Origin of the sequence: Xanthobacter pseudotagetidis, assembly GCF_043194795.2 — a bacterium.
Taxonomy (GTDB): Bacteria; Pseudomonadota; Alphaproteobacteria; order Rhizobiales; family Xanthobacteraceae; genus Xanthobacter; species Xanthobacter tagetidis_A.
This window is the reverse complement of record NZ_CM195534.1, coordinates 2,655,951-2,680,650: the sequence shown is the minus strand read 5'-3', so window position 1 is coordinate 2,680,650 and position 24,700 is coordinate 2,655,951. Positions and strand designations below refer to the sequence as shown.

28 protein-coding genes and 1 tRNA gene are annotated in these 24,700 nt (G+C 69.7%); 7 read left to right on the top strand and 22 right to left on the bottom strand.

All coding sequences use genetic code 11. The features are described from left to right. Nucleotides 1–101 precede the first annotated feature (101 nt). The 7 genes from V5F67_RS12230 to V5F67_RS12200 all read right to left on the bottom strand — a co-directional run bounded on the left by V5F67_RS12230 (nt 102) and on the right by V5F67_RS12200 (nt 6,462). Nucleotides 102–193: transfer RNA gene (locus V5F67_RS12230), tRNA-Ser, on the bottom strand. A gap of 164 nt (nt 194–357) precedes the next feature. Then, entirely contained in the window at nt 358–765 is a 408-nt protein-coding gene (locus V5F67_RS12225) for a DUF6165 family protein (protein WP_394017589.1), read from the bottom strand. After that, nucleotides 762–2,735, bottom strand: a complete 1,974-nt coding sequence (locus tag V5F67_RS12220) for a tetratricopeptide repeat protein (RefSeq protein WP_394017590.1) — start codon at nt 2,733–2,735, stop codon at nt 762–764. The genes V5F67_RS12225 and V5F67_RS12220 overlap by 4 nt, the downstream gene beginning before the upstream one ends. Before the next feature lie 30 nt (nt 2,736–2,765). Then, nucleotides 2,766–3,479, bottom strand: coding sequence for a glutathione S-transferase N-terminal domain-containing protein (locus tag V5F67_RS12215; protein ID WP_394017591.1), 714 nt, complete (start codon nt 3,477–3,479; stop codon nt 2,766–2,768). A gap of 238 nt (nt 3,480–3,717) precedes the next feature. Beyond that, nucleotides 3,718–5,253 (bottom strand): glycosyltransferase family 39 protein, encoded by a 1,536-nt coding sequence (locus tag V5F67_RS12210; protein ID WP_394017592.1) that lies wholly within the window; start codon nt 5,251–5,253, stop codon nt 3,718–3,720. A 67-nt stretch (nt 5,254–5,320) separates the two neighbouring features. Then, nucleotides 5,321–5,629, bottom strand: a complete 309-nt coding sequence (locus V5F67_RS12205) for an acylphosphatase (protein WP_394017593.1) — start codon at nt 5,627–5,629, stop codon at nt 5,321–5,323. Then, a complete protein-coding gene (locus V5F67_RS12200) occupies nt 5,629–6,462 on the bottom strand; it encodes a cell envelope integrity EipB family protein (RefSeq protein WP_394017594.1) in 834 nt (277 codons plus the stop codon). Before V5F67_RS12200 ends, V5F67_RS12205 begins: the two co-directional genes overlap by 1 nt. 113 nt (nt 6,463–6,575) lie before the next feature. Here V5F67_RS12200 and V5F67_RS12195 point away from each other — a divergent pair, with 113 nt between their 5' ends. From V5F67_RS12195 to V5F67_RS12180, 4 genes are all read left to right on the top strand, one after another. Then, a complete protein-coding gene (locus V5F67_RS12195) occupies nt 6,576–7,040 on the top strand; it encodes a RidA family protein (protein ID WP_394017595.1) in 465 nt (154 codons plus the stop codon). Nucleotides 7,041–7,068: 28 nt separating this feature from the next. Next, nucleotides 7,069–7,812 (top strand): glycerophosphodiester phosphodiesterase family protein, encoded by a 744-nt coding sequence (locus V5F67_RS12190; RefSeq protein WP_394017596.1) that lies wholly within the window; start codon nt 7,069–7,071, stop codon nt 7,810–7,812. Between the two features lie 73 nt (nt 7,813–7,885). Then, on the top strand, nt 7,886–9,058 hold the full coding sequence (locus V5F67_RS12185; RefSeq protein ID WP_394017597.1) for a GNAT family N-acetyltransferase: 1,173 nt from the start codon (nt 7,886–7,888) through the stop codon (nt 9,056–9,058). Between the two features lie 125 nt (nt 9,059–9,183). Beyond that, complete coding sequence (locus V5F67_RS12180; protein WP_394017598.1) at nt 9,184–9,975, top strand: proteasome-type protease; 792 nt, start codon at nt 9,184–9,186, stop codon at nt 9,973–9,975. Between the two features lie 6 nt (nt 9,976–9,981). Here the strand turns inward: V5F67_RS12180 and V5F67_RS12175 are convergent, their stop codons facing one another. Then, nucleotides 9,982–10,218, bottom strand: a complete 237-nt coding sequence (locus tag V5F67_RS12175) for an Lrp/AsnC ligand binding domain-containing protein (RefSeq protein WP_394017820.1) — start codon at nt 10,216–10,218, stop codon at nt 9,982–9,984. Nucleotides 10,219–10,374: 156 nt separating this feature from the next. On the opposite strand from V5F67_RS12175, the gene thiD reads away from it, so the two are divergent. Both thiD and V5F67_RS12165 read left to right on the top strand, forming a co-directional pair. Next, nucleotides 10,375–11,208: a bifunctional hydroxymethylpyrimidine kinase/phosphomethylpyrimidine kinase gene (gene thiD / locus V5F67_RS12170; RefSeq protein WP_394017599.1), complete on the top strand. Its 834-nt coding sequence runs from the start codon at nt 10,375–10,377 to the stop codon at nt 11,206–11,208. A gap of 106 nt (nt 11,209–11,314) precedes the next feature. Next, complete coding sequence (locus tag V5F67_RS12165) at nt 11,315–11,929, top strand: helix-turn-helix domain-containing protein (RefSeq protein ID WP_394017600.1); 615 nt, start codon at nt 11,315–11,317, stop codon at nt 11,927–11,929. 257 nt (nt 11,930–12,186) lie between these two features. Here the strand turns inward: V5F67_RS12165 and V5F67_RS12160 are convergent, their stop codons facing one another. The 13 genes from V5F67_RS12160 to V5F67_RS12100 form a co-directional block, all read right to left on the bottom strand. Then, the gene (locus V5F67_RS12160; RefSeq protein ID WP_394017601.1) at nt 12,187–13,329 is read right to left on the bottom strand and encodes a hypothetical protein; all 1,143 of its coding nucleotides are present in this window, start codon (nt 13,327–13,329) and stop codon (nt 12,187–12,189) included. 256 nt (nt 13,330–13,585) lie between these two features. Next, nucleotides 13,586–14,062, bottom strand: a complete 477-nt coding sequence (locus tag V5F67_RS12155) for a MaoC family dehydratase (protein ID WP_394017602.1) — start codon at nt 14,060–14,062, stop codon at nt 13,586–13,588. Beyond that, on the bottom strand, nt 14,055–15,269 hold the full coding sequence (locus V5F67_RS12150) for a CaiB/BaiF CoA transferase family protein (protein WP_394017603.1): 1,215 nt from the start codon (nt 15,267–15,269) through the stop codon (nt 14,055–14,057). Before V5F67_RS12150 ends, V5F67_RS12155 begins: the two co-directional genes overlap by 8 nt. Next, complete coding sequence (locus V5F67_RS12145; protein ID WP_394017604.1) at nt 15,266–16,165, bottom strand: HpcH/HpaI aldolase/citrate lyase family protein; 900 nt, start codon at nt 16,163–16,165, stop codon at nt 15,266–15,268. The genes V5F67_RS12150 and V5F67_RS12145 overlap by 4 nt, the downstream gene beginning before the upstream one ends. Then, entirely contained in the window at nt 16,155–16,625 is a 471-nt protein-coding gene (locus V5F67_RS12140) for a MaoC family dehydratase (protein WP_394017605.1), read from the bottom strand. Before V5F67_RS12140 ends, V5F67_RS12145 begins: the two co-directional genes overlap by 11 nt. A 99-nt stretch (nt 16,626–16,724) precedes the next feature. Next, the gene (locus V5F67_RS12135) at nt 16,725–17,759 is read right to left on the bottom strand and encodes a TRAP transporter substrate-binding protein (protein WP_394017606.1); all 1,035 of its coding nucleotides are present in this window, start codon (nt 17,757–17,759) and stop codon (nt 16,725–16,727) included. A gap of 36 nt (nt 17,760–17,795) precedes the next feature. Continuing rightward, nucleotides 17,796–18,167: a cupin domain-containing protein gene (locus tag V5F67_RS12130; protein WP_394017607.1), complete on the bottom strand. Its 372-nt coding sequence runs from the start codon at nt 18,165–18,167 to the stop codon at nt 17,796–17,798. 18 nt (nt 18,168–18,185) lie between these two features. After that, on the bottom strand, nt 18,186–19,472 hold the full coding sequence (locus V5F67_RS12125) for a TRAP transporter large permease (RefSeq protein WP_394017608.1): 1,287 nt from the start codon (nt 19,470–19,472) through the stop codon (nt 18,186–18,188). Between the two features lie 61 nt (nt 19,473–19,533). Further along, nucleotides 19,534–20,034 carry a TRAP transporter small permease gene (locus V5F67_RS12120; RefSeq protein WP_394017609.1) on the bottom strand — a complete coding sequence of 167 codons (501 nt, stop codon included), beginning with the start codon at nt 20,032–20,034 and terminating at the stop codon, nt 19,534–19,536. Further along, entirely contained in the window at nt 20,031–20,786 is a 756-nt protein-coding gene (locus V5F67_RS12115; protein WP_394017610.1) for an IclR family transcriptional regulator, read from the bottom strand. Before V5F67_RS12115 ends, V5F67_RS12120 begins: the two co-directional genes overlap by 4 nt. A 363-nt stretch (nt 20,787–21,149) precedes the next feature. Beyond that, a complete protein-coding gene (locus V5F67_RS12110) occupies nt 21,150–21,584 on the bottom strand; it encodes a DUF1489 family protein (protein ID WP_394017611.1) in 435 nt (144 codons plus the stop codon). Nucleotides 21,585–21,735: 151 nt separating this feature from the next. Further along, nucleotides 21,736–22,716, bottom strand: coding sequence for a hypothetical protein (locus tag V5F67_RS12105; protein ID WP_394017612.1), 981 nt, complete (start codon nt 22,714–22,716; stop codon nt 21,736–21,738). A 289-nt stretch (nt 22,717–23,005) separates the two neighbouring features. Then, nucleotides 23,006–23,131, bottom strand: coding sequence for a hypothetical protein (locus V5F67_RS12100; protein WP_394017613.1), 126 nt, complete (start codon nt 23,129–23,131; stop codon nt 23,006–23,008). A gap of 358 nt (nt 23,132–23,489) precedes the next feature. Here V5F67_RS12100 and V5F67_RS12095 point away from each other — a divergent pair, with 358 nt between their 5' ends. After that, complete coding sequence (locus tag V5F67_RS12095) at nt 23,490–23,819, top strand: DUF3253 domain-containing protein (RefSeq protein ID WP_394017614.1); 330 nt, start codon at nt 23,490–23,492, stop codon at nt 23,817–23,819. Between the two features lie 6 nt (nt 23,820–23,825). Here V5F67_RS12095 and V5F67_RS12090 read toward each other — a convergent pair whose 3' ends face one another. Then, nucleotides 23,826–24,623 (bottom strand): YdcF family protein, encoded by a 798-nt coding sequence (locus V5F67_RS12090; protein ID WP_394017615.1) that lies wholly within the window; start codon nt 24,621–24,623, stop codon nt 23,826–23,828. Nucleotides 24,624–24,700: the final 77 nt, after the last annotated feature.

Here is a 24,700-nt window from a genome sequence, read left to right as displayed (position 1 = left end):
ACGGGCTTGACCCACCTTAATACCTCAATACGTTGGCGTCACGCCGTCCATTCCGGACGCGTAATTCCTTTGTCTGCAAGCATTCCAAGGATGTGGGAAGGTGGCGGAGACGGAGGGATTCGAACCCTCGAGACCCTTTTGGGGGTCTGCTCATTTAGCAAACGAGTGCCTTCAGCCTCTCGGCCACGTCTCCAGCGCCCCCCTCCTATGCCGGACCCCATTGCCCATTGCAAGCCGGGCAGCTGCGAGCGCTATCCGATCAACCGGCATCGGCCAGATCGGTGAATCACCCTCTAACTCAATGATAGAGCAGGCACTATCGGACCAGCTCTCGGTGCTGGCCGGGCGCCGCGCACGCTAGTGGGAATCGCTCCGGTAGTGTTTTTCCTCGACGATGGCCGAGTTGGAGAGGGCGTTGACCTGCCGCTTCAGGGCTGCGCGCCGGTCGTTCACGGCATAGACCTGCCGCGCCAGGGCGATGAAATCGGCGTCGAAGCACCCTTCCCGCTCCAGGTGGCGCAGCGCGTTCTCGATGTCCCACAGCTGCCGATTCGCCTCGGAGAGGGCATCGGCGATCTCAAGGACCGCGGCCGGCAGGGATTCGCGGTCGCGCAGAGCCCGCAGCGCCTCCAGCTCGCGCTGGACGTTGCCGCGCGCCGACGGCTCCGAGATTCGCTCGTTCTTGATCTCCAAGATGGTGATCTTGTCGATCAGCTCCCCCACGGAAACCGGGGCGAGAATGACGCGGGCCGCTCCTGCGCTCACAGCGATTCCCCCCCCTTCAGCGCTGCCACCTGCCGGGCGATGCGGGCGAACACGCCGGCGAAGTCGCCCGGCGCCTCCTGGCGCACCAAGCGCAGGCTGGGATAGAGCTGCGTGCGATCCCCCCGGCGCCCCCAGCGCCAATCGGGCTCCGCCTTGAGCGCCACCAGCGCCGGCCGGCCGCGCGCGCCCACCAGGTGGGCGAGCGCGGTGTCGGTCGTCACCACCAGATCCAGGTGTTGCAGAATCGCCGCAGTGTCGATGAAGGCCCCATCTGCGTCGCAATCCGGCCCCAGTCGCGCCACCCGGTCGCCGAACGGGCAGCCGTCGAGCTGCGCGACGCCGAAACCCTGCTGGAGGCTCACCAGACAGACGCCGTCGAGCGCCGCCAGCGGCGCGAACAGGTCGAGCGGCGCCGAGCGGCCGACATCCACCGCCGCGGAAGGATCGCCCTGCCAGCAGATGCCGACGGTGAAGCCGCTGCCGAGCTTGCCGGTCCAGCACCCGACCCGCTCGGGATCTGCGGTGAGAAAGGGCGGCTGCGGCCACAGGGCCGGGTCCGGCGCGATCAGGCGGGGCAGGCTCGCCAGCGGCGCCCAGGCGAGGTCCGGCGCAGTCGTGTCGAGGTCGTCGAGGCTCGACACCACGCGCACCCGCGCGTCGATGCGGGACAGGAGGGGCACGAGCCGCGCCTGGGTAAGGAAACGGGTGCGGATGCCCCGGTCGGCGAGAAGGCGCAGCAGGCGGCCGAACATGATCTGGTCGCCGATCCCCTGCTCGCCGACCACCACCAGCTCGCCCGGCACGCTGCGCCCATCCCATTGGGCGAACGGCAGGGGTCGGAAAGGCGGCGGCAGGAACGAGGCGCGGCTCTCATATCCCGCCCAGCCCTCGCTCCAGCGTCCCTCGGCGAGATCGTCCGCCGCGCGCAGATAGCGCGCCATGGGAAAGGCCGGATCGACGGCCAGCGCCGCGTCCGCAAGCGCGCGCGGGGGCTCGCCACGGTCGATGAGCAGGCGGGCCTTGGTGGTGAGCGCGCCGGGCGCCCGGGGGTCCAGGGCGAGGGCTTTTTCCACCGCCTCGAGCGCGCCTTGCGGGTCCTTCAGCTCGCGCCGCAGCTCCGCCAGCTCCTGCCACAAAGCCGGCGCCCCGCCATTGCCGACCGTTGCGGCCTCGGCGAGCCGGAGCGCCGCGTCCAGCCGGCCGCGCTGGCGTTCGGTGCGCACCAGGGCCGCCTGGAAGGTGGGCTGGTCGGGGGCGATGTTCACCGCCGCCGCGAACGCCTCGGCGGCCGCGTCCACGTCGGCTTGTCCCGCCAGGCCCTGCCCCTTGAGGAAATAGGCGTCGGCGAGCTTCGGCGCGAGCACGCGGGCCGCCTCGGCCGCCCGCGTCGCCTCGGCGAAGCGTCCCAGCTCCAGCAGCGTGCCGGCACGGGACAGGTGGCGTTGGGGATCGCGCGGATCGAGCGCCACCAGGCGGTCGCAGTCCGCGAGCGCGGCCTCCGGCCGGCCAAGGCGCGAGAGCGCCACGGCCCGGTTGGCGAGCGCTTCGGAAAGCTGGGGCCGGAGCGCGAGCGCGCGGTCGTAGCGCTCCACCGCCTCAGGCAGTCGGGCGAGCTGCAGCAGAGCGTTGGCCGCCATGTAGTGCGCCTCGACCAGCGCGGGATCGAGCGTTCTCGCCTTCTCGAACGATTCGAGCGCCTTTTCCGGCTTTCCCTCCGCCTGGCGCACCGCGCCCAGGAGCAGATGCGCGTGCGCGTTGCCGCGGTGGGCGTCCCGCGCCTTGCGGGCCGCCGCATGGGCTTCGCCGAGCCGGCCGGACTGGAGCAGCGCCAGCACCAGCAGCCGGGCGACCTCGAAGGCCTCCGGCGCGCCCTTCAGCAGACTGCGATAGAGCGCGATCGCCTCGTCGAGCCGTCCGTCACGATGAAGGGCGCCCGCGCGGGCGAGCTCCAGCCTGATGTCCTTCGCCATGCCAACGGCCCTCGCCCCCAAAAAGGCCGCTCACGTGCGGGCGCGCTGCCCGAACAGGATGGCCTGGACGTCCTTGTCCTTGGCGATGTCCACGCTGGCCCGCTCCTCGGCGTTCACCGCGAGGCCGCGCTTGACCGCGGGTCGCTCCATAACACGCTCGAGCCAGGCCTTGAAGTGCGGGAACTCCTCGATCTTGATGCCCTGCCGCTCCCACAGCTTGCACCAGCCGACACAGGCCATGTCGGCGATGGAGTAGTCGCCGGCGAGATAGTCGCGGTCGGCCAGGCGCTTGTTCATGACGCCGTAGAGCCGGTGCACCTCGTTGGTGTAGCGCTCGATGGCATAGGGCACCTTCTCCGGCGCGTAGATGCGGAAATGATGCGCCTGCCCGGCCATGGGGCCGAGGCCGCCCATCTGCCAGAACAGCCACTGCTCCACCTCCACCCGCTGGCGCTCGTTGGCGGGGTAGAAGCGGCCGGTCTTGCGGCCGAGATACTGGAGGATCGCGCCGCTCTCGAACACCGAGATGGGCGCCCCGTCCGGCCCCTCGGGATCGACGATGGCCGGCATCTTGTTGTTCGGCGAGATGGCGAGGAAGTCCGGCTTGAACTGGTCGCCCTTGCCGATGTTGATGAGCTTCACCTCATAGGGAAGCCCGCACTCCTCGAGCATGATGGAAATCTTCCAGCCATTAGGCGTCGGCCAATAGTACAACGCGATGGGCTGGGCCTGGACCTGAGCCATGAAACGCTCCCTCACACGCGCGAGGCCGCCCGCTGCGGCCCCGTGCCTTAAGCATTGGAACGGCCGGCATTGGACCGATCAGGCCGGGACGAACCGTTCGACGCCGCAGCCTCCCGGCTGCCATACCTCGTGCACCAGCGCGCATCGCGCCGACCGTCGGCGGCCGCCCGACTAGAGGTAGCGGTCCCTCCCGGCGCAAGCAAGCGAGCGGGCGGGCACCGGAGAGGACGCGCGCGGCTCACCGGCACAGCGGGTCATCGTCGCGAAGCGGCGTCAGCTGGAGATCGCTCCACCGGTGCGGCTCCATCAGCGGCGACCACCACTTCAGCGAAATCTCGACGGTGTTCGCCTTCGGCGGCGGGAGCAGGACCGGCAGACCGTTGACGATGCCCGTCACGCGGGCGCAGCCGGTGGCGGGCCGCGGCGGCGGACGGTACTGGTACTCATTGACGATCACCACCCGCGCGCCCGGCAGCGCGGCGCGCAGGCGCCCCGCCGAAGTGCGGTCGTCCGCCACCAGCGTCGGGCTGTCGCCCAGCCGGGCCTGGACCGCGGTCTGGATCTTGTAGATCGGCTCGGCGGCCATGCAGCGCCCGCACAGGCGCGGGTCGGGCCACAACGGCACCGCCGCGCGCACGCCGGCGATGGCGACGTTCATGGCCAGCAGCAGGCCGAGATAGATGGCGAGCCGGTCGCGCCAGCCGCCGAGCCGCTCCAGCTCCGCGAACACATAGACCGGCAGCAGCAGCAGGAAGACGTGGAAATAGCGGTCGCGCAGGCTCTCGGTTCCAGCCGCGAGGGTGAAGACGAGCGTCGCCACGACGCCGACGGCCATCACGGTGCGCAGGACCCGGCGCGGCGGGCCATGCTCCTCGTCGCTCGGCCGCGCGCCCTCGCCGCGATTGTAGGGCAGGAACACCACCGCCACGAGCGCCAGGAACGGCAGCGCGTAGCCGGCCAGCGACGAGACGAACGCGTTCAACACGTCGTCCCAGCCGGCATTGGTGGCGCCGATGGTCTGGGCCGCGGCCGCGACCACGCTCTGGCGGCCGATATAGAGCGCGGCGGCATAGATGCCGAGCGGGACGGCCGCCGTCAGCACAGTCACCAGCATGCGGCGGTCGAGCAGCGCCCGCCGGTAGGTGGGCTCCAGCAGGCTCGCAAGCACCAGGGCGGCGAGAAAGGCGACGAAGCCGAACTTGCCGAGGATGCCCAGCGCGATCCAGCCCCCGAGCCCGGCATAGAGCGCCGCGCTGGGCCGGCGGGTGATGGCGGTCAGCGTGAGGAAGGTGCCGGCGATGCCGACGATCATCACGTTGGAATGGGTGAGGATGCGGTGGCTGTGATAGCCGATCACCCAGATCGCGGTGAGCGAATAAACCGCGAGCGCTTGAAGGCGCGGGTCGGCGATCATCTGCCGGGCGATCCGCCAGACCAGCAGCGCGCAGCCCGCCAGGAGCGCATAGCGCAGCAGGGCAAACGACAGCAGGCCGGTGCCGACGATCTGCTGGAGGCCCCACAGAAGCCAGTCGAAAAACGGCGGATTGCGCGGAACGTAGGAAAGCTCCAGGGACTGGACCATGTAGCTCTCGATGGCGTCGTCCGCATTGACCGCCACTTCCAGAAGGGTGGCGATGAGCACGTGCACCAGCGCCCAGACGAGCACGATGGTAACGACACCCCGCGGGCGGGCCCACCACGGCACCGCGGTCGCAGGCTCCGCGCCCGCGGGCGCATCCAGATGGCGCGGATCGAGATGCTCGATATGGGTCACGGGGGTCTCGTCAGGTCTTGGTCGGCGCCTCTATAGACCTGTGCCGGCTGCTCCGCCACCGGTAGGGTCAGAGGGTCGGGAGGACGGCGAATCCCGCGCGCCCGCCTGCCGCAAGGGCAGATTCGCCGACCTCATGCAGCAGCAGGTCATCGACCCTGGCACCCGGCGGGCCGGCGCGGCAGGCCTCGACCATCGCCGCGACCGCCTCCGGCGGGCCGCAGATGACGGCCTCCACCGCGCCGCTGCTGCGGTTGCGCACCCAGCCCAGAAGCCCGCGCCCCCCCGCCTCGTGGGCGCACCAGGCACGATAGCCGACGCCCTGGACCCGCCCGCGCACGGTGACATGGACGACCCGATCCGCCGTGGTCCCCGGCATCACCTGGCGCAGCCCTCGGTGGGCTTCAGCGCCTTGAACTCCGCCATGGTGCCGATGAGGGCGAACTTGCCGTAGTCGATCTTCATGTCGCCCACCACGCCGTTGTCGTAGAGCGAGAAGGTCATCACATATTCCGGAGAGCCGCCGCTCGACCCGGGCTCGTAATAGCTCACCGTGACCGGGAAATAGGTGCTGGCGCCGAGCGCGTCGCGCGCCACCGCGGGCGCGCGCTCGGCGTTGGTGGTGGGGCGGCCGATCACGGTCAGCGTGTCGTAGATGCGCGCGGGGTCGCTCGACCCGTCATAGACCTTGGCCTGGAGGACCCGCTCCCCGGCGGCCCCGGCGGCGATCACCTTCGCCACGTGCTCGGTCGGCATCAGCACCTTGCCGGGGATGGAGAGGGTGGCCGGCTTCGGCTTCGTCACCTGCACCTTCAGCGCGTCCGGCCCGTCGCGGGTCACGTCGGCCTCGACCTCCCTGGTGCCGTCGCCGGCGGAGCGGGTGGTGGAGTTGAAGCGGTAGGACTTGCCCTCCCCGTCCTCCCAGGCCTTGGAGGTCACCTCCTGGCTGAGATTTTCGCCATCCCCGGTGGTGCTCTTGCTGGTCTGGCGGGTGAGCGTGGTGAAGCCCGCGCAGGCGTCGCCGGTGATCTCGTACTCGATCTCGCCGCGCATGTCCTCCAGCTGCCCGGTGGGCTTGGAGCCGTCGAGCACCAGGCGGTAGGTCGCCTTGTGGGCCATCAGCGGCACCGCCGCGAGCGCCGGGGCGCAGGCGAGCGCCAGGGTGCCGAGGCCGGCGAGGCCGGAGGCGATGATGCGTGAGGGAACCGGCATGTCTTGTCTCCCCGCCCCGCGCCGCCCGCCCCCGCGCGGGACGGCTTGCGCCGCGGCGGCGCTTCGGCCAAGAGGAAGGCCCAATTGCGCAAACCTTGTGGCAGGAGCGGCCAATGACCACCACGATCGAACAGAAGCTCGCGAGCCTCGGCATCACCCTGCCGACCCCGACGCCGCCGCTCGCCAATTATGTGCCCGTGGTGCGCACCGGCAACCTGCTGTTCGTCTCGGGCCAGGTCTCCATCGACGGCGCCGGCAAGATCACCACCGGCAAGCTCGGCGGCGGGGTCTCCATCGAGGCCGGCCAGGCGGCGGCGCGGCTGTGCGCCATCAACATCCTGGCCCAGGTGAAGGCCAATATCGGCGACCTGGAGAAGGTCGTGCGGGTGGTGAAGCTGGTGGCGTTCGTGAACTCGGCGCCCGAATTCACCGACCAGCCCAAGGTGGTGAACGGCTGCTCCGACCTGCTGGTCGAGGTGCTGGGCGACAAGGGCCGCCACGCCCGCTCGGCGGTCGGCATCGCGGCCCTGCCGTTCGACGCCGCGGTGGAAGTCGAGGCGGTGGTGGAAATCGCCTGAGAACCGACCTGACAGGGGCGCGCCGGACATGGCCGATCTTGGCTTCCTGACGGCGCGTCCCGTGGCCCATCGCGGGCTGCACGACGCCGCGCGCGGCGTCATCGAGAACAGCCCTTCGGCCGTCGACGCGGCGCTGGCCGGTCGATTCGCCATCGAGGTGGACCTCCAGGCGAGCGCCGACGGCGAGGCCATGGTGTTCCACGATTTCACCCTCGACCGGTTGACCGAGCGGGCAGGCCCGGTCCGCGCACTCACGGCTGCGGCGCTGCGCGAGGTGCCCTTCAAGGGCACGGGCGACCGCATGATGCGCCTTGGCGACCTGCTGGAGCGGGTCGCGAGACGGGCGCCGCTCCTGATCGAGATCAAGAGCGACTTTTCCGGCGATACCCGCCTCGCCGCGCGCGCCGCGCGCGTGATTGCCGCCTATGACGGGCCGGCGGCGCTGATGTCGTTCGACCCGGAGCTGATCGAGACCGTGCGGCGGGTGGCGCCATCGGTGCCACGCGGCGTTGTCGCCGAGCGCCGTTACGACCACCGCGATTGGTCCGCCCTCTCCGCCCGCAGGCGCTTCTGCCTCGGCCACCTGCTGCACTGGCCGCGCTCGCGTTTCCAGTTCGTCGCCTACCGCGTCGCCGACCTCGACGCCCCGGCGCCGCGCCTTGCACGCAGCCTTGGCCTGCCGCTGCTCGCCTGGACCGTGCGCACGCCGCAGGACCGCGCCCAGGCCGGACAGCGCGCGGACCAGATGATCTTCGAGGGCTTCGTTCCCTGATCGGCGGAAATGGGCCATGCTGCGACGCACCGTCGCGCTCCCCTGCCGGCGCCGGCTGGCCCACGTTTAGGACATGCCCGAAGCTTCCATCCGCGTTCTCACTGCCCTGTCGCAGATCGCGCCCGAGGATTGGGATGCCTGCGCCGCCGGCGGTGCGGCGCGACCCGAGCCGTTCCTGTCCCACGCCTTCCTTTCGGCACTGGAGGAGGCCGGCTGCGCCAGCGCGCGCACCGGCTGGATGCCGCAGCACCTGGTGGTCGACGGCGCGGACGGCATCGCCGCCGTGGCGCCCTGCTATCTGAAGTCGCATTCCCAAGGGGAATATGTCTTCGACCACGGCTGGGCCGATGCCTTCGAGCGCGCAGGCGGCGACTATTACCCGAAGCTCCAGCTGGCGGTGCCGTTCACGCCCGTCACCGGCCGGCGCCTGCTGACGCGCGATCCGGGCGATGAAGGCTCCCGCGCCGCGCTCGCCGCCGGCATCGCCGAGCTCATGCGCCTGCGCGAGGCGTCCTCCGCCCATGTCACCTTCGCCACCGAGGGCGAGTGGGAGGAGCTGGCGCGACAGGGCTTCCTCCAGCGCACCGACCGCCAGTTCCAGTGGCTGAACCAGGGCTATGGCAGCTACGACGACTTCCTCGCCGCGCTCGCCTCGCGCAAGCGCAAGACGCTGAGGAAGGAGCGGCGCGAAGCGCTGGAGGGCGGCATCACCATCGAATGGCTCACCGGCGCCGACATCACGCAAGCAGCGTGGGACGCCTTCTTCGCCTTCTACCAGGACACCGGCGCGCGCAAATGGGGCCGGCCCTATCTCAACCGCCGCTTCTTCTCCCTCGTCGGCGCGCGCATGGCGGACGCGGTGCTGCTGGTGATGGCGAAGCGGGCCGGGCGCTACATCGCCGGGGCGCTCAACTTCATCGGCCCGGACGCGCTCTATGGCCGCTACTGGGGCGCCATCGAGGAGCACCCGTTCCTGCACTTCGAGGTCTGCTACCACCAGGCCATCGACTTCGCGATCGCCAGGGGCCTCGCCAGGGTCGAGGCGGGGGCGCAGGGCGAGCACAAGCTGGCGCGCGGCTATCTGCCCGCCACCACGTTTTCCGCCCACCTGATCGCCCATCCCGGCCTGAGGCGCGCGGTGGCGCAGTTCCTGGAGCAGGAGCGGACGGCGGTGGCCGAGGACGCCGCCATCCTGACAGACCTCGGCCCGTTCCGCCGCGGCCCGGCGGTGCAGGAGTGCGAATAGCAGCCTTGCCACGCGCGCGCATTGCGGCGGCGCGGTACCCCTCGCTATAGTTCGCGCCGACCGGAGAGGGAGCGGGGCGGAACGCCGGCACGGCGCCGGTATTTCGAGGCTCCAGGGGGAAGGCGATGACCTATTGTTGCGGCGTTTTGGTGCGGGACGGCCTCGTGATGATCGCCGACACCAGGACCAATGCCGGGCTCGACAACATCTCCACCTTCCGCAAGCTCCACATCTTCGAGGAGCCGGGCCACCACGTGCTCGCCATCGCCTGCGCCGGCAACCTGTCGGTGTCGCAGTCGGTCATCAGCCTGCTCCACGAGGGGGTCGAGGACCACGAGGCCGGCGAGCGCCACCAGCTGCGCGACGCGCGCACCATGTTCCAGGCCGCCCAGCTCGTGGGCACCGCCATCCGCCAGGTGCACCGGGTCAACGGCGACGTCATGGAGCAGAGCTCGGTGAACTTCGACGTCTCGTTCCTCCTGGGCGGGCAGATCGCCGGCGGGCCGCTGCGCCTGTTCATGATCTACAATGCCGGCAACTTCATCGAGTGCACGCCGGACACGCCCTTCCTCCAGATCGGCGAGCACAAGTACGGCAAGCCGGTGCTGGACCGCGCCGTGAGCTTCGACATGGAGATCGCCGACGCGCTCAAGACCAGCCTGATCTCCATGGATTCCACCATGCGCTCGAACCTCGGCGTCGGCCTGCCCATCGACGTGCTGGTGGTGTGCCCGGACAAGCTGCATTCCGAGCTGAAGTACCGGATCGAGCCCGGCGAGCCCTATTTCCACGATCTGCGCGAGCGCTGGTCGGCGGCGCTGAGGGCCGCGCACACCTCGATCCCGCGCCCGCCTTACATGAAGGAGGTGCGGTGCCTTGCCCAGGAGATGGCCGAGCGCCAGCGCGAGGAGACCTGAGGCGCCTCAGAACGCCTTGAAGGTGAGGATGGTGCGGGTGTCCTGGATGCCGGGGACGGTCTGAACCTTCTCGTTCACGAAGTGGCCGATGTCGGTGCCCGGCTCCACGTAGAACTTCACCATGAGGTCGAAGTCGCCGGCGGTGGAGTAGATTTCCGAGGCGATCTCGGCATTGGCGAGGGCGGTGGCCACGTCGTAGGACTTGCCGAGCTGGCACTTGATCTGAACGAAGAACGGGATCACGGCGCACTCCCTGAGCGTGGGCGGCGCCACGTTGGACAATTCGCGCCGCGCTGGCAAGGCCGCCACCGTCGGGCCCGCCCTCCCCTTCAATCCGACCCGCCGGCGGGCTAAGCCCTGCCGATGAGCACAGCGACGAAGCCGCCGCGGAGGAACGCCATGCCCGCCACGCCTGCCCGCCCCGAGACCGCGCCGCCCATCGCCATCACCATGGCCGGCTCCGATTCGAGCGGCGGCGCGGGCATCCAGGCGGACCTGAAGACGTTCTCCGCGCTCGGCGTCTACGGCGCCAGCGTCATCACCGCCCTCACCGCCCAGAACACGCGCGGCGTCACCGCCATCCACGACGTGCCCGACGACTTCATCGCCGCGCAGGCGGACGCGGTGTTCACCGATCTCGACGTGAGGGCGGTGAAGATCGGCATGCTCTCGCGCCCCGGCGCCATCCGCGCGGTCGCCGACGCGCTGGCGCGCCATCAGGCGCGGCCGGTGGTGCTGGACCCGGTGATGGTCGCCGCCTCCGGCGCCAAGCTGCTCGCCGACGCGGCGGTCGAGACCCTTAAGGAGGTGCTGATTCCGCGCTGCGACCTCCTCACCCCGAACCTGCCCGAGGCGGCGGTGCTGCTCGGCCGCCCGGTGGCTGAGGACGAGGGCGAGATGCTGCGCCAGGGCGAGGCGCTGCTGGCGCTCGGCGCCGGGGCGGTGCTCATGAAGGGTGGCCACGGCTCCGGGCCCGAGAGCGTCGACCTCCTGGTGGAGCCGGCCGGCGCCACCCGCCTCGTCGCGCCGCGCCATGCCACCCGCAACACCCACGGCACCGGCTGCACCCTCTCCTCGGCCGTCGCCGCCGGCCTCGCGAAGGGTGAGGACCTCGCCTCCGCGGTGCGGGAGGCCAAGGCCTACATCACCGGCGCGATCGCCGCCGCCGACACGCTCGCGGTGGGGCACGGCCATGGGCCGGTGCACCATTTCTGGGCCCTCTGGCGAAGCTGAGGCGGCCGCGGCAGCCGCGAATTGTCCGGGAAAGTCTTGCCGCGCGGGATTTCGGCGCTATCGTCCGCCCCAACGAACGTTCGTTCGTAGGAAAGGATGAGGTTTCATGGCGGGCAAGGAGCGCGGCGGCACGGCTCTGGAGACGGGCGCGCAGGCCCTGACCGGGCAGCTGGGCAAGACCATCCAGCGCCTGCGCAAGGCCTACAACCTCTCGCTCTCCGATCTCGCCGAGCAGTCCGGGGTCGCGAAGTCCATCATCAGCCAGATCGAGCGCAACGAGACCAACCCGACGCTCGCCACGGTCTGGCGCCTGTCCCAGGCGCTCGACATGTCGGTGGAGCGGGTGCTGGCCTCCTCCGACGACGCCCCGTTCCTGGAGAAGCTCTCGCGCGCCGACACGCCGATCCTGGTCTCCGAGGACGGGCTGTGCCGCCTGTCCATCATCGGCTGGATCAAGACCGTGGAGTGGCTGCAATATTACGACTTCCGCGCCGAGCCCGGCGGCGAGCTCGATTCAGAAGGCCACCAGCGCGGCTCCGTGGAATGCCTCTCCGTGCTCTCGGGCACGCTGGAGGTGGAGGTGGCCGGCGAGGTGGAGACGGTGAAGGAAGGCGAGACGCTGCGCTATCGCTGCGACCGCCGCCACGTCATCCGCAACCGCTCGGGCGCGCCCGCCCATGCGGTGATGGTCTGCCTGCTGAAGGCCGCGGTGCTGGACTGAGCCGCGCGCAATCGCCCCGCCCCCTGCGCGCCGCAGGGCTTGCCGATTCGGGCGCGGCTCCCCTCCCCCTTGTGGGGAGGGGCGAAGGGGACGGGGGTCGCGCCGCCTTTGAATGGGCACCGGCACGCCATGTGCCGCCGGTCCTGCCCCCCTCTTCGCCATCGTTGGGACACCCCCCACCCCTGTCCCCTCCCCACAAGGGGGAGGGGGATTCGGGCACATACGGGGTGGGTCGAAGGACGCCGCTGCGCCCATGCTCACTCGTCGGTGAGCGGACCGAGGATGAGCAGCTCCAGCTTCACCCAGTTGGAGAGCTGGGCATAGGTGAGCTTCTCGGCCTTCAGGTCGTAGGTGATCTCCGAGCGGGTCGGGCCGACGCACGAGAACTTGCCGTCCTCGCCCTTCACCCTTTTGCAGCCGTCCTCGCTGTCATTGTAGTAGACGCGCCCGTAGAGGCCCGGCTTGGTCTGGTCGGCGTTGGAGAAGAACGCATCGGCCTGCGCCTGCGCGGCGGAGGCGTCGAAGAAGCTCTGGTCGTTCTGCACCGCCTGCTCGTTCCAGCGCAGATTGTACTCGTAATAGCCGGTATAGGGCTTCTTCTTGCCGGCCTTGTCGGTGAAGCTGCCCTCTTCCTCCACGTAGCGGATCGAGCCGCCGACGCGGTCGGTGATGGAGCGGTCCGCCACGGTGTAGGTGAAGGTAACCCCGTTCTGGTCGGTCAGCCAGTTGCCGAGCTCGTAGTCGTAGTCGAGATTGCCGGAGACCCGCACCTCGGGCAGGAACGAGAACGGACCGGACGGCAGCTGCGCGCGCTCGAAGCGCAGCGGGTCGGGATTCTTCACCTGGATCGAGACGACCTTGCCGTCCACGTAGCGGGAATAGACCTTGTCGGCCTCCTTCTGCGCCTTGCGGAACTGCTCGCCCACTTCCCACCAGCGGGTGACGTTGCGGCCCTGGATCGCGCCGCCGACGGCCGAGGTGGTCTGGTTGCCCTTGACGATGTCGAGCCGCAGGCGCCCGGCATCCGGCGTGTAGCGGCCATTGTTGTCGATCGGCAGGTCGCCGCGCAGGATCGCGACCTCGCGTGCGATCTGGCTCGGGTTCGAGGGGTTCACCACGTCGAACTTCACCGAATAGGTGAGGCTCTTGCCCGGCGTGCGCTGGACCTGACCCTTGAGTATCATCAGGTCGGCGACGGCGAGATCGCCGATCTCATAGATGTCGGTGCCGGTGGAGGGCCGCGCGAGGCGCGAATTGTAGTCCACCGTCATGGTGCCGGCGAGCCTCGCCTTGTCGGCCGGGATTTCCTTGAGGGCCTGGCTCGGCTGCTGGGCGAAGGCCGGGACGGCCACGAGAAGGCTGGCCGCGCAGAGCGCGGCGGACGGGGTGCGCAAGGTCATCTCGATCTCCCAAAGGATGACATGCCGCGCGCCGGCTCGCCCGGCGCCCGGCGGGAGGGGGCGCCCACCCCGCCAGGCGACGCCCTTCCCACCCGCCCCTGCCGAAACGGCAGGCGCGCGCGGGCCGCACAAGGGGGCTGAAAGGTGGCAGAAGCGTGGCGCCGCACCCGGCGGGCGCAAACGCTTGAGCCGGCAAGGCCTTATGGCCTAGCCGTGGAACGGCGGGAGACTGGACCTCTGGGGAGTGCCGCCGGGATCAGGCGCCCCGCACCTTGATCATGCGCAGGGGATTGTAAGTCAGCACCTCCTTGCCGTCGGCGCGGCGCACCGTGTTGAACGTCCGCAACAGGCCCCGGTCGCCGCGCGAGGTGAGGCGCGCCTCCACCACCTCGCAGAATACCGTGATGGTATCGCCCACCACGGTCGGCCCCTTCACCTTCACGTCCGCTTCCAGGAAGGCGAGGCCGGTGTCCTGCATCATCGGCAGCATCAGCCCCTCGGCGAAGGAATAGACCAGCGAGCCCGGCACCACGGCTGCGGGCAGCGTCATCCCCTCCCGGTGGGCGGCGTTGGTGAACAGCTCCTCGGTGAGCCAGGTGAGGTTACAGAAGGCGGCCAGGTCCGCCTCCAGGATGGTGCGCCCGGCGGTGCGGAACCGCATGCCCAGCGACAGGTCCTCGAAATGGAAGCCGGTGCCGATCTTGGGCCAGCCCGCGTCCGCGCCATCACTCATCGTCGCCCTCCCCTGCCCGGCCCACGGCGCCCGACGCCGCCAGGGCCGCGATGTCGTCCTTGGAGTAGCCGAGACCGGCGAGCACCGCGTCGGTATCGGCACCAACGCGCGCAGCCGGCTGGTCCGGCGCGCTCGGCGCGCCCCGGAACACCACCGGCTGGCGCAGCGTGCGGGCGATGCCCGCCTCGGCCAGCGCCCCGGGCTCGAAGAAGCCGACCGCGTTCAAATGCGGGTCGGCGAGCAGATCGTCGAGGTCGTTGACCTTGGAGAAGGGAACGTCGAGCCGCGCGAAGGTCTCCAGCCAGTCGGCGGTGCTGCGCTCGGCCACCGCGGCGCCGAGCACCGCGTAAAGCTCGCTCACGCGGCGGCTGCGCTCGCCGGCATTCTGGAACCACGGCTCGGCGGCGACGTCGTCGCGGCCGATCTCGGCCAGCAGCCGGCGCCACTGGTCGCCGGTATAAGGCAGCGCCGCCACCCAGCCGTCCTTGGTGCGGTAGGGCTTGCGGTCGGGCGAGAACAGGCGGTGATAGCCCGCGCCCTTCGGCTCGGCCGAGAAGGTGGCGGCGGCGAGGTGCTCGTTGAGCAGGAAGCCGACCAGGCTCTCGAACATGGGCACCTCCACGTCCACCGCCTCGATCAGCCCGCGCGCCTGGGCGGCCACCGCCGCCAAGACGCCATAGACCGCATAGAGGGAGGCCACCTTGTCGGCGACCACGCTCGGCACATAGGCCGGCGTGCCGCCCACATGGGCCGGCAGCATGGCAAGCCCGCTCGCAGCCTGGATCACGTCGTCATAAGCCGGCCGGTCGCGATAGGGCCCGTCCTGGCCGAAGCCGATGGCCGAGCAGTAGATGATGCGCGGATTGATCGCCTTCACCGCCTCGAAGCCGAAGCCGAGGCGGGTGATGGCATCGACACGCATGTTGTGCAGCAGCACGTTGGCGGAGGCGACCAGCTTGCGCAGCACCTCCTTGCCGGCCTCGGACTTCAGGTTGAGCGCCAGCGTCTTCTTATTGCGGTTGTTGTTGGCGAACATGGCGCCCATGCCGTCCGGCGATACCGGATAGACCGCGCGGGCAAGCTCGCCTTCCAGCGGCTCCACCTTGATGACGTCGGCGCCGAGGTCGGCGAGCACCTGTCCTGCGAACGGCCCGAGCACGATGGAGGTGATGTCGACGACGCGGACGCCGGTAAGCAGAGGGGTCATTGCGCCTTGATCCGAGAAAGGATGGCCTGTGCGGTCTTGATGTGGGGCCGGTCCACCATGCGCCCGTCGAGCTTGAAGGCGGAGGCGCCGGGATTTTCCGCCGCCAGCGCCAGCACCCGGCGCGCCCAGTCGAGCGTCGCCGCATCCGGGGCAAGGCCGTCATGGATCGGCGCGATCTGCGCCGGATGGATCGCCATGCGGGAGCGGAAGCCGAGCTCGGCGGCGCGGCGCGTGTCCGCCTCCAGCGCCGGCAGGTCGCGGAAGTTCGCGTCCACCGCGTCGATGGGGGTGATGCCGGCGGCGGTGGCGGTGAGGAGGCAGAACAGCTGCGCGTGGGTCGCCAGCACCTTCTGCGCGTCGGTGCGGCCCGGCAGCGGCGCGCGGCCGAGATCGGCGGACAGATCCTCCATGCCCCAGGTATAGCCGGAAAGGCGCGGGTGGCCCCTGCCGAGGTCGGCGCCGTTGAGCAGCGCGGCGGCGTTCTCCGTGACGATGCCGACGATGCCCACATGGCCAGGGGCGAGCCCGTCCCGCACCTCCAGCGCGTCGAGCGCGCTGGCGACAGGCGCAAGCTGGCCGATGGCGGACAGCTTCGGCCAGACAATGCCGGCGAGCGGCGCCAGCGGCAGCGCCGCCACCTCGGCAAGGGCGCGCGCGGGCTCGGTGCCGTTGAGGCGAACGAAGAGAAGCGGCCCGCCACCCTCGCCACGGCCGGCGAGGAAGTCGCGCACCGTGCCGACGGCGGCGTCCTTGCGCTCCGGCGCGACCGAATCCTCAAGGTCGAGGATGAGCGCATCGGCGGCGCCGGCGGCGGCCTTCGACATCTTCTCCGGGGCATCGCCGGGAACGAAGAGATAGGAGCGCGGCTCGGCCCGCGCGGCGCGCTCAGGCGACATGGCTCTCACCGGACGGGCGGCGGCGCATGAACGCCTGGCGGCGGCACACCGCCACCTCGACGCCGTCCTGGTTGAACGCCTTGTGCTCGAACTCCACCAGCCCGGCATCGGGGCGCGAGCGGCTGGCGCGGGTCGACACGACGGTGGTCTCGACGCGGATCGAGTCGCCCTGGAACACGGGCTTGGGGAAGCGCACGTCGCTCATGCCGAGATTGGCGATGGTGGTGCCGAGCGTGGTGTCGGCGACCGTGATGCCGATCATCACGCCCAGCGTGAAGAGGCTGTTCACCAGCGGCTGTCCGAACTCGGTCTTGGCGGCGAAGTGCCGGTCGATGTGCAGCGGCTGCGGGTTCATGGTCAGGCAGCTGAACATCATGTTGTCGGATTCGGTGATGGTGCGCGTGATCGCGTGCGCGAACACCCGGCCCTCGACGAAGTCTTCGAAATAGAGGCCCGCCATGGGTCTGCTCCTGGGCGTGCGTGGTGCTGGTCCGGCGCGGCGGCCGGCTCCGGGAGACATGCCGGGGCGGGTCTTGCGGCCCCCGCCCCGGCGGACGGCTCAGCGCTGCGCGGCGATGGCGGCGCGGAACGCCTCGAGCACCTTGTCGGCCGGCTTGCCGCGCTTCTGCAGGTTGGCGGCCCAGTCCTTGGAGACCTCGTCGAAATTCTTGGCCAGGATCTTCTCCTGCTCGGGCGTGAACTTGACCATCAGCACGCCGTCGCCCTGCAATTTCTTGGCAAGCTCGCCCTCCTCGGTGTCGAACTTGGCGCAGGCGTGGCCGACCGTCTCGTCGCCCGCTTTGGTGAGCGCGTCCTGCACGTCCTTGGGCAGCGCGTTCCACTTGTTGAGGTTGATCGAGTAGGTGATGCCGACGGTGCCGAAGTTCTGGCCGATGGTGGCCGACTTCACCACCTTGTCGAGGCTGTAGGAGAACGTGGAGGTGAAGGGCAGCAGCGCGCCGTCGATGGTGCCCTTGGTCATGGCGTCGAAGATTTCCGGCGGCGTCATGCGGATGGGCACCGCGCCGAGATTGCGCAGGCCGAGCTCCATCGGGCCCGGATTGGAGCGGATCTTGCGGCCCTTGAAATCGTCGAAGCTCTTGAAGCCGGCCTTCTCGGAGAAGATCGCCTGATAGGGCGAGAGCGCCACCACATAGAGCACCCGCACGCCGTTGGGCTTGAATTCCAGGGTATCGAGCAGGCCGCCGGGCTTGGCGAGACTCCAGAACGCCTTCGCGCCCTCGCAGGACGAGCTGAAGCCACCGGGCAGCTCGGCCACCGCGCCGAGCGGCATCTTCTCCGAGGCATAGCTCGGGACGATGTAGCCGATGTCGGCGAGCCCGGTCTGGGTCACGGAGAGCAGGTCCTTCGCCTTGCCGAGCTGCTCGGCCGGGAAGTGCTGGAATTCCACCTTGCCGCCCGAGAATTCCTTCACGCGATCGAAGAAGAAATGGGTGGCGTTCTTGGTGATGGAGTGGCTGGCCGGCAGCGAGTCGGCGAGCTTCAGCGTCACGTCGGCGGCCGCGGCGGGCAGCGTCGCGAAGAGAGCGGCGGCGCCGGCGAGAAGGCCGAGGCGTTGGGTAAGGGTCGACATGGGATGATCCTCCTTGGAGTGGGGTGGGGTCGTTGGTCAGACCTTCTCGGCGTAGGGCGGGGCGTAGATCACGAGCACGCGCACCGGCTCCTCGCTGGTGGCGACGAACACGTGCTCCATGCCGGCGGGAAAGAAGCAGGTATCCCCGGGTCCCATCTCCAGCACCTGGCCGTCGATTTCGGCGCGCGCGGTGCCGGACAGGATGTAGCAGGCCTGCTCGATGCCATCGTGGTGGTGCGGATGGGCGCCCTGCCCCTGGTCGATGGTGCCGAGCACGATCTCGAGCTGGCCGGCACCCACCGTCTCGCGGCTGATGAGGCGACGGTTGACGGTTCCGGAATGATTGGCCGGCGAATAGGTGCGCACATCCTTTTCGCGCACCAGGTAATTGCGGGGGGTATCCGACATGGCTTCCTCCAGGAGCTTCTAGTTCATGGTGCTGGGCAGCCAGAGCACGAGCCCGGGCCAGGCGATGAGCGCGGCGATGACGAGAAGGTGGGCGATCACGTGCGGCGCGATGCCGGCGAAGATCTCCTCCAGCGGCCGGCCGCTGTAGCGGGAAACGACGAACACGTTGAGCCCGAGCGGCGGCGTCACCATGCCGACCTCGGCGGTGACCACCACGATCACGCCGAACCACACCGGGTCGAAGCCCAGCGCCTTGATCGCCGGCACCACGATCGGCACGGTGAGGATCAGGATCGCCAGCTGGTCCATGAAGCAGCCGAGGATGATGTAGACGAACACGATCATCGCCATCACCACATAGGGCGACACGTCGAGGCTGGTGATGAAGGCCACGGTCATCTGCGTGACCTGGGTCAGCGTCAGGAAGAAGCCGAAGATGTGCGCGCCGATGACGATCATCAGGATCATGCAGGTGGCGCGGGCCGAACGCGCCAGCACGTGGCGCAGCGTCGGGTAGGTCAGCTTGCCGACCGCCGCGGTGAGCACCAGCGCGCCGAACGCACCGAGCGCCGCCGCCTCGGTGGGCGTGGCGATGCCCACATAGATCACACCCGTGACCAGGAACAGCAGGAGCAGCATGGGGCCGACCTGCTTCAGCGCGACCAGCTTCTCCGACCAGGAATAGGAACGGCCCGCGGGGGCGATGGACGGATCGTGCCAGATCAGCGCGTAGACCGTGGCGATAATCGCGAAGGTCACGAGGATGCCGGGGATCACCCCGCCGATCAGCAGGTCCGCGATCGAGACCTCGGCGATGATGCCGTAGAGCACCAGGGCGATGGAGGGCGGGATCAGCATGGCGAGCGTGCCGGAGATCGCCACCACGCCGCACGAGAAGCGCGGCTCGTAGCCGGCGCGGGTCATGGCGGGGATCGAGGTGGCGGAGAGCGCCGCGGCGGAGGCGGTGCTCGATCCCGAGATCGCGCCGAAGCCTGCGCCCGCGAGCGCGGTCGCCACAGCGAGGCCGCCTCTCACCCGGCCGATCCAGACCGCCATGGCATGGAACAGCCCATCGGCGATGCCGCTCGCCACCACCAGCTCAGCCATCAGGATGAACATGGGGATGGCGATGAGCTCGTAGGAATTGGTGACCGAGAACGGCGTCGTCTCCAGCACGCCGATTGTGGCCACCGTGCCGGCGGTGAAGAGCAGGCCGAGCGCGCCTGCGACCGCCATGGCGAAGCCCACCGGCATGCCGATGGCGAGCAGCGCGAACAGCAGGCCGATGATCGCTAACGACGTCATGACGTCTCCCTGGAAGGCAGGTTCGTTTGGTTGGGCGTCGAGCGCCGGAAGCCGATGGCGCTCAGGCCGGGTGCTGGGCCTTGCCGGGCGGGTTGATGAAGCGCAGCAGGCACAGGAGGACGATGGGCGCGGTGCCGATGGGCACGATCCAGTAGGCGACCCAGATCGGCCACGGGATCAGCGTCGCCATCACCTCGCCCTGCTGGGTGCTGGCGATGGCGCGCAGGATGCCGGTCCACAGGATCACCGCGAACAGCACCGCGCTCAGCCCGTAGGAGATGCGGTCGCACAGCCGGCGCAGGCCCTCGGACATGCGCAGATAGAGGATGTCGACGCGCACGTGCTCGTCGTGGCGCAGCGTGTCGGAAAGCGCGAAGAAGAACACGCCCACCATGAGGTAGAGCGAGATCAGGTCGTAGGAAAAGCCGAGTGGGCTGTTGAAGAGATAGCGCATGGCCACGTCGACGAAGACGATCACCATCATCGCGAACAGGCAGATGGCGCCGAGCGCGAGGAGCGCCGTCTCGTAGCGGGCAAGCGCGAGGGAGATGCGTCGGATCATCGGGCGTCGGCCCCCTTGTCGAAGAGCTGCTGGATGCGCTGGACCGCGTCCGCGAGATGGGCGGCGGCCTCCGCCCGGTGATCGAGCAGGCGAAAGTTCGGACCGGCCACCGAGACGCCGAGCCGCTCGCCGTCGAGCACCAGCGGCATGCCCACCGCGAGCACGTCGGGCGTGAATTCGGACAGGTTCTCGTACCAGCCGCGCGTGGCGGAGCCCTGAATGTCGGCCTCGACCGCGGCGGCATCCGGCAAGGTCGCGTCGCGGAACTTGGTGAAGGCGATGGTCTCGAACAGGCGGCCGCGCTCGGCGGGTGTGTAGAGGCTGAGGATCGCCTTGCCGACGGAGGTCGCCTGCACGGGGCGGCGGTCGCCCACCTGAGCGAAGTAGCGCACCGGATGCTGGCTCTCGATCACTTCGAGATAGACGATCTCGGCATCCATCCGGTGGCCGAGGAGCACGGTCTCGCCGGTCTGCTCCTGAAGACGGACCAGCTCGGGACGGATGCGATCCACGAACGGATCGTTGCGGGCGATGTCCTGGGCGATCACCAGCAGGCGGCGGGTCGGATAGTAGCCGCCCCAGGCCCGCATCTCGTGGATCAGCCCCTTCGCCTCCAGCGTCTCCAGCAGGTTGAAGGTCGAGGATTTCGGCAGCCCCAGCGTCTCGCTGATCTGCGACAGCGTGCGCGGCCGGCGCACGGCTGCGAACAGCTCCAGGATGGCGAGGATGTTTTCTGCCTGTTTCACAATCATGAACTTTTTTTCAGATATCCGAACGAAAGAGTCAAGATAGGGAGTATATTGCGGCGCAAACACGTCACGCTGCGACGCATGATCCGACGGTCGCCACAGGATCATGCGGCTGTCGGCGCGGATCGGTTGTGGAGCGAACGCTTGGTCGCCAAAGGCCTTGCAGGTATCGCCGCCCCCTTACTGAAGCACCTCTTGGCGAGAGACATGCGGCGACCGTGCCGCGCGCCCGGGCGCAGGATCGGTCCGGCGGAGGTGGCGCTGCCCGCCCCCGCGCTGCGATGCAGCGACGATTTTGAGATGCAAGAGAGCTGGCCAGACGACCCTCGCGGCCGGGCCGCTCACGCCCTCAGCGGCGGATGCCGGTCACAGCAGGCCGAGCTGGCTCAGCTCCCGCCGCAGGGCTTCCGGCAGATCGGCGCCGGTGTCTCCCCCGCCAAGGTCCGTCGGCGCGTCCTTGACGGCGAGGTAGCGCCAGCCCTGGAAGGCGCGCGAAGGGCGCGGCAGCACCGGCACCACCTCCGGCTCCAACACCAGATGGCAGCGGCGGATGCCCTCGCCGTCCACGAACGGGCGGATGTCCAGGAGCTTCTGGCGCGCGCTCAGCTGGCCCTTGATCACCCAGTACAGCGAGCCGCCGTCGAGCAGCTCCGCGGCTCGGGTGGGCACCATGCGGGTGGTGTGGGTCTGCTCGTAGGTCCGCCCGGCCGCCTCGGCGGCAGCGCGCCGCTCGGCGATCCAGGACGAGAGGTCCGCGATGGACTCCGCGCCGACGCACAGCTTGAGAAGATGAAGCGCCATGGCTCCTCTTAGATGGCTCCTCTTAGAACGCGATCCGCGCAAACTGATGCAGTTCGCGCGGCGAATGATGCTGCCGTTCCGCTGGGAAGGCCGGGGCCGGGTTCCCTTTGGTCTCGTCCCGAGCGCGGCGCCCGCTTTCTCCGACGCGCTCCTATTGCGCCGCCGGCGGCGCGGGCTCCGGCGCCGTTTCCGGCGCGGCGCGCGGCGCCTGGGCGGAGGGTCGCGGCCGGGCAGCGGCTGGCGCGGTGGAAATCGCCGGACGCGGCGGCGGCAGCGGCGCGGCGGTGGCGGGGGGCGGCTGTGCCGGCACCGGCTCCCTCGGCTCGACGGGCAGGTTCACGGACGGCGCCGGCTCGCTGGCCGATGCGCCTTCACCCATGGCTGGCCCATTGCCGTGGGACCGGGGGTCGACCACGGTGAGGCCGAAGGGTCCGGTTCGGCTAGGCGCGGCGAGGGTGCCGCGATTGCGCGCGTTGCGCTCCCACATGGGCGCATACTTCGCGACCATCGCCGCATAGCGCCCTGACGCCATGTTCGCGTTCACCTGCTGAACGTCGCCAAGAAACGCCACCTGCGGGCAGGACGTGGTCGAGCAGTTGCGCATGTCCAGCAGCATGGCGGCGGTGAGGCCGTAGGGATCGCGCTCCAGGGGACGCCTCCAGACGGCGATTCGCTCCAGGAGAATCGGGCTCTTGCGCCGGCGCACGAACTCGAACCCGTCCTCCACCAGCGCGAAGCGCGCCCGCAGGAGCGCGCGGGCGGCGGCGATGTTCTCCGGGTTCTCGAACAGGAGCGTCTCGCAAAATGCGGTGAGCACCTCGTCGGCATTGAGGCAGCCGAGATTGGCGGCAGCCGCCGCGGCATCGAGCTCGGCCGCCCGCACCTCGAGAGCACGCGCCTCGGAGACCACGTGGCTGGCCTGCACCTCCCTGAACATGGCTGTCCCCACCGCCATGCCCCCCAGCAGGATGCCGGCAAGCACGAGCAAGGTTAGCGGGCGCTCGATCGGCTCCGCGCGCGCCAGCAGCAGGAAGGCGAAGAACGCTCCCACCGCGGCGCCGGCGACCACGACCCATCCCGGCAAGGTGACGCTCTGCGTCAAGATACCGAGGATGTCGGCAATCCAATTCATCAGTTCGACCTCTCGGACGCTTGAACACCACCAACGTCCGGGCGGCGATCATGGTTCGCGTGGCCTCAAGAGGCAATGGCGCGCTTTGGTTGCACGCGCGGGCGATTCCGAAACCGCACGCGCGGCGGCAGCCGAAGTGTCCGGCTCGGCTGCGGACCGGCGCTCGCGCCGCGAGGCCGCCAGTACCGGCAAGGGTCTGGGAAACGGGTCTGGCCGCCGAAACGGGGCTGCGGGCTCCTGCCCCTTGTCACCGGGAGGGGCGGCGGCGCGCGGTCGGCGCGCCGCTCCTTCAGCTCGCCCGGACCGCCGCCGGATCGAATCCGCCGAACAGGTACACCAGAAGGATGCACAGGAGAAACAGGGCGAGCGCCGTGCGCGCAACGCCCCAGCAGGTGCGCTCTTGGGAAAGATTCATGATTGAGATCGGTCGGCCCGCATTTTGGATGCCCCAGCCTCGAACCGTGGATTCGGGGCGCAGGGGACGGGACCTTTAGGGCTTTGTTAACCGCACTGCAAGAGCCGCGCGGGCATTGCTGTCAAACCTTGGTCGAATGCTGGGCCGCGGCCGTGATGCACCGCACCATCCCGTCCCATCCCCGGCGCTCCCGGCAGGATCAGAGTGGGGGATATTGCCCAGGAAAGGCGCAGCGAAAGCCGCGCCCTTTTGCGCACCCTTTTTTCGCACCCTCTTGGCCGGGTGCCTGGCATTGGCTACCCATGCGTCCCTGTCCCGGTCCCTCGGGGCCCCCTTCCCGCCCGAGCGATCCTTGCCCATGACCGAAGCTTCAGACACCGGCGCACCCCAGGCTCCCGCCACGGCGGCGCGCGACGAAAAGCCGGCACGCCTGCCGGATGAGGCGGCGATGGAGGCGGCCATTCTGGAATTGGCGGCCAAGGCCGGTCCTGGCAGGACCATCGGTCCGGAGGAGGCGGCCCGCGCCCTCATGCCGGCTTCCGAATGGCAGCGCGCGCTGCCAGTGGTCCGGCGTGTGGCGGTGCGCCTCGCCCGCGCCGGACGGCTGATGATCCTGCGCAAGGGCAAGCCGGTGGACCCGGACACGCTGCGCGGCGTGTTCCGCCTCGGCCTCCCGCACGACGACTGAGCCGCCTCAGGGCGCTGGAAACAGCGCGTTGGTCTTGCCGGTCAGGTAATATACCACCAGTCCCACCCATTCCTTCAACCCGGTGTCGGTGAAGTCCAGCCCCACGGCGGCGCGGGAGAAGTTGCCCCAGAGCCCGTCCGGGCCGGCGGTGCGGAAATCCACCGGGTAGGCGGTCACAAAGAAGCCGGCCTGGCGGAAGCAGCCCATGGCGCGCGGCATGTGCGCGGCGCTGGTCACCAGCAGCCAGCGCTCGCCCGGCTTCGGCTGAAGCAGCGCCTTGGCGAAGCGCGCATTCTCCTCGGTGTTGCGCGACTTGTCCTCGAACGTCACGCGCGAGGCCTCGATGCCGAGGTCGGGCAGGCTGGCGCGGATCATCTTCGCCTCCGCCCCCTCCTCGCCCCCGAGCTTGCCGGAGCCGCCGACGAAGGCGAGCCGCGCCTGGGGATAGCGCCGGGCGAGGTCGGCGAAGGCGATGGCGCGCTCGCCCGCGTCGGCGAACGCGGGAATGCCGCGCGCAAGGCCCACCTCCGGCACCTCCGCCCCGCCGAGCATGATGACGCCGTCCACCGGACGCCCGTCGTCCTTGAACAGCGGGAAGCGCTCCTCCAGCGGGAAATAGATGTAGTTGCCCGCCGGCGAGAAGCCGAACACCAGGAGGCCGAGCACGCTCACCGCGAACAGGATGCGCGACAGCCGGGCGGCGCCGAAGGCGATCAGCACCAGCGCCACCGCGGCCAGGATGACCAGCAGGTTCGACGGCGCCACGAGGAACCAGAAGATCTTCGAGACCGCGAAGAAGTCCATCGGGCGCGCCTCCATGTTCCGGCGCGTCCGGCGCCCTGGGAAGGCGGCCATCATTAGCCGGCCCCTTCGCATTTGCG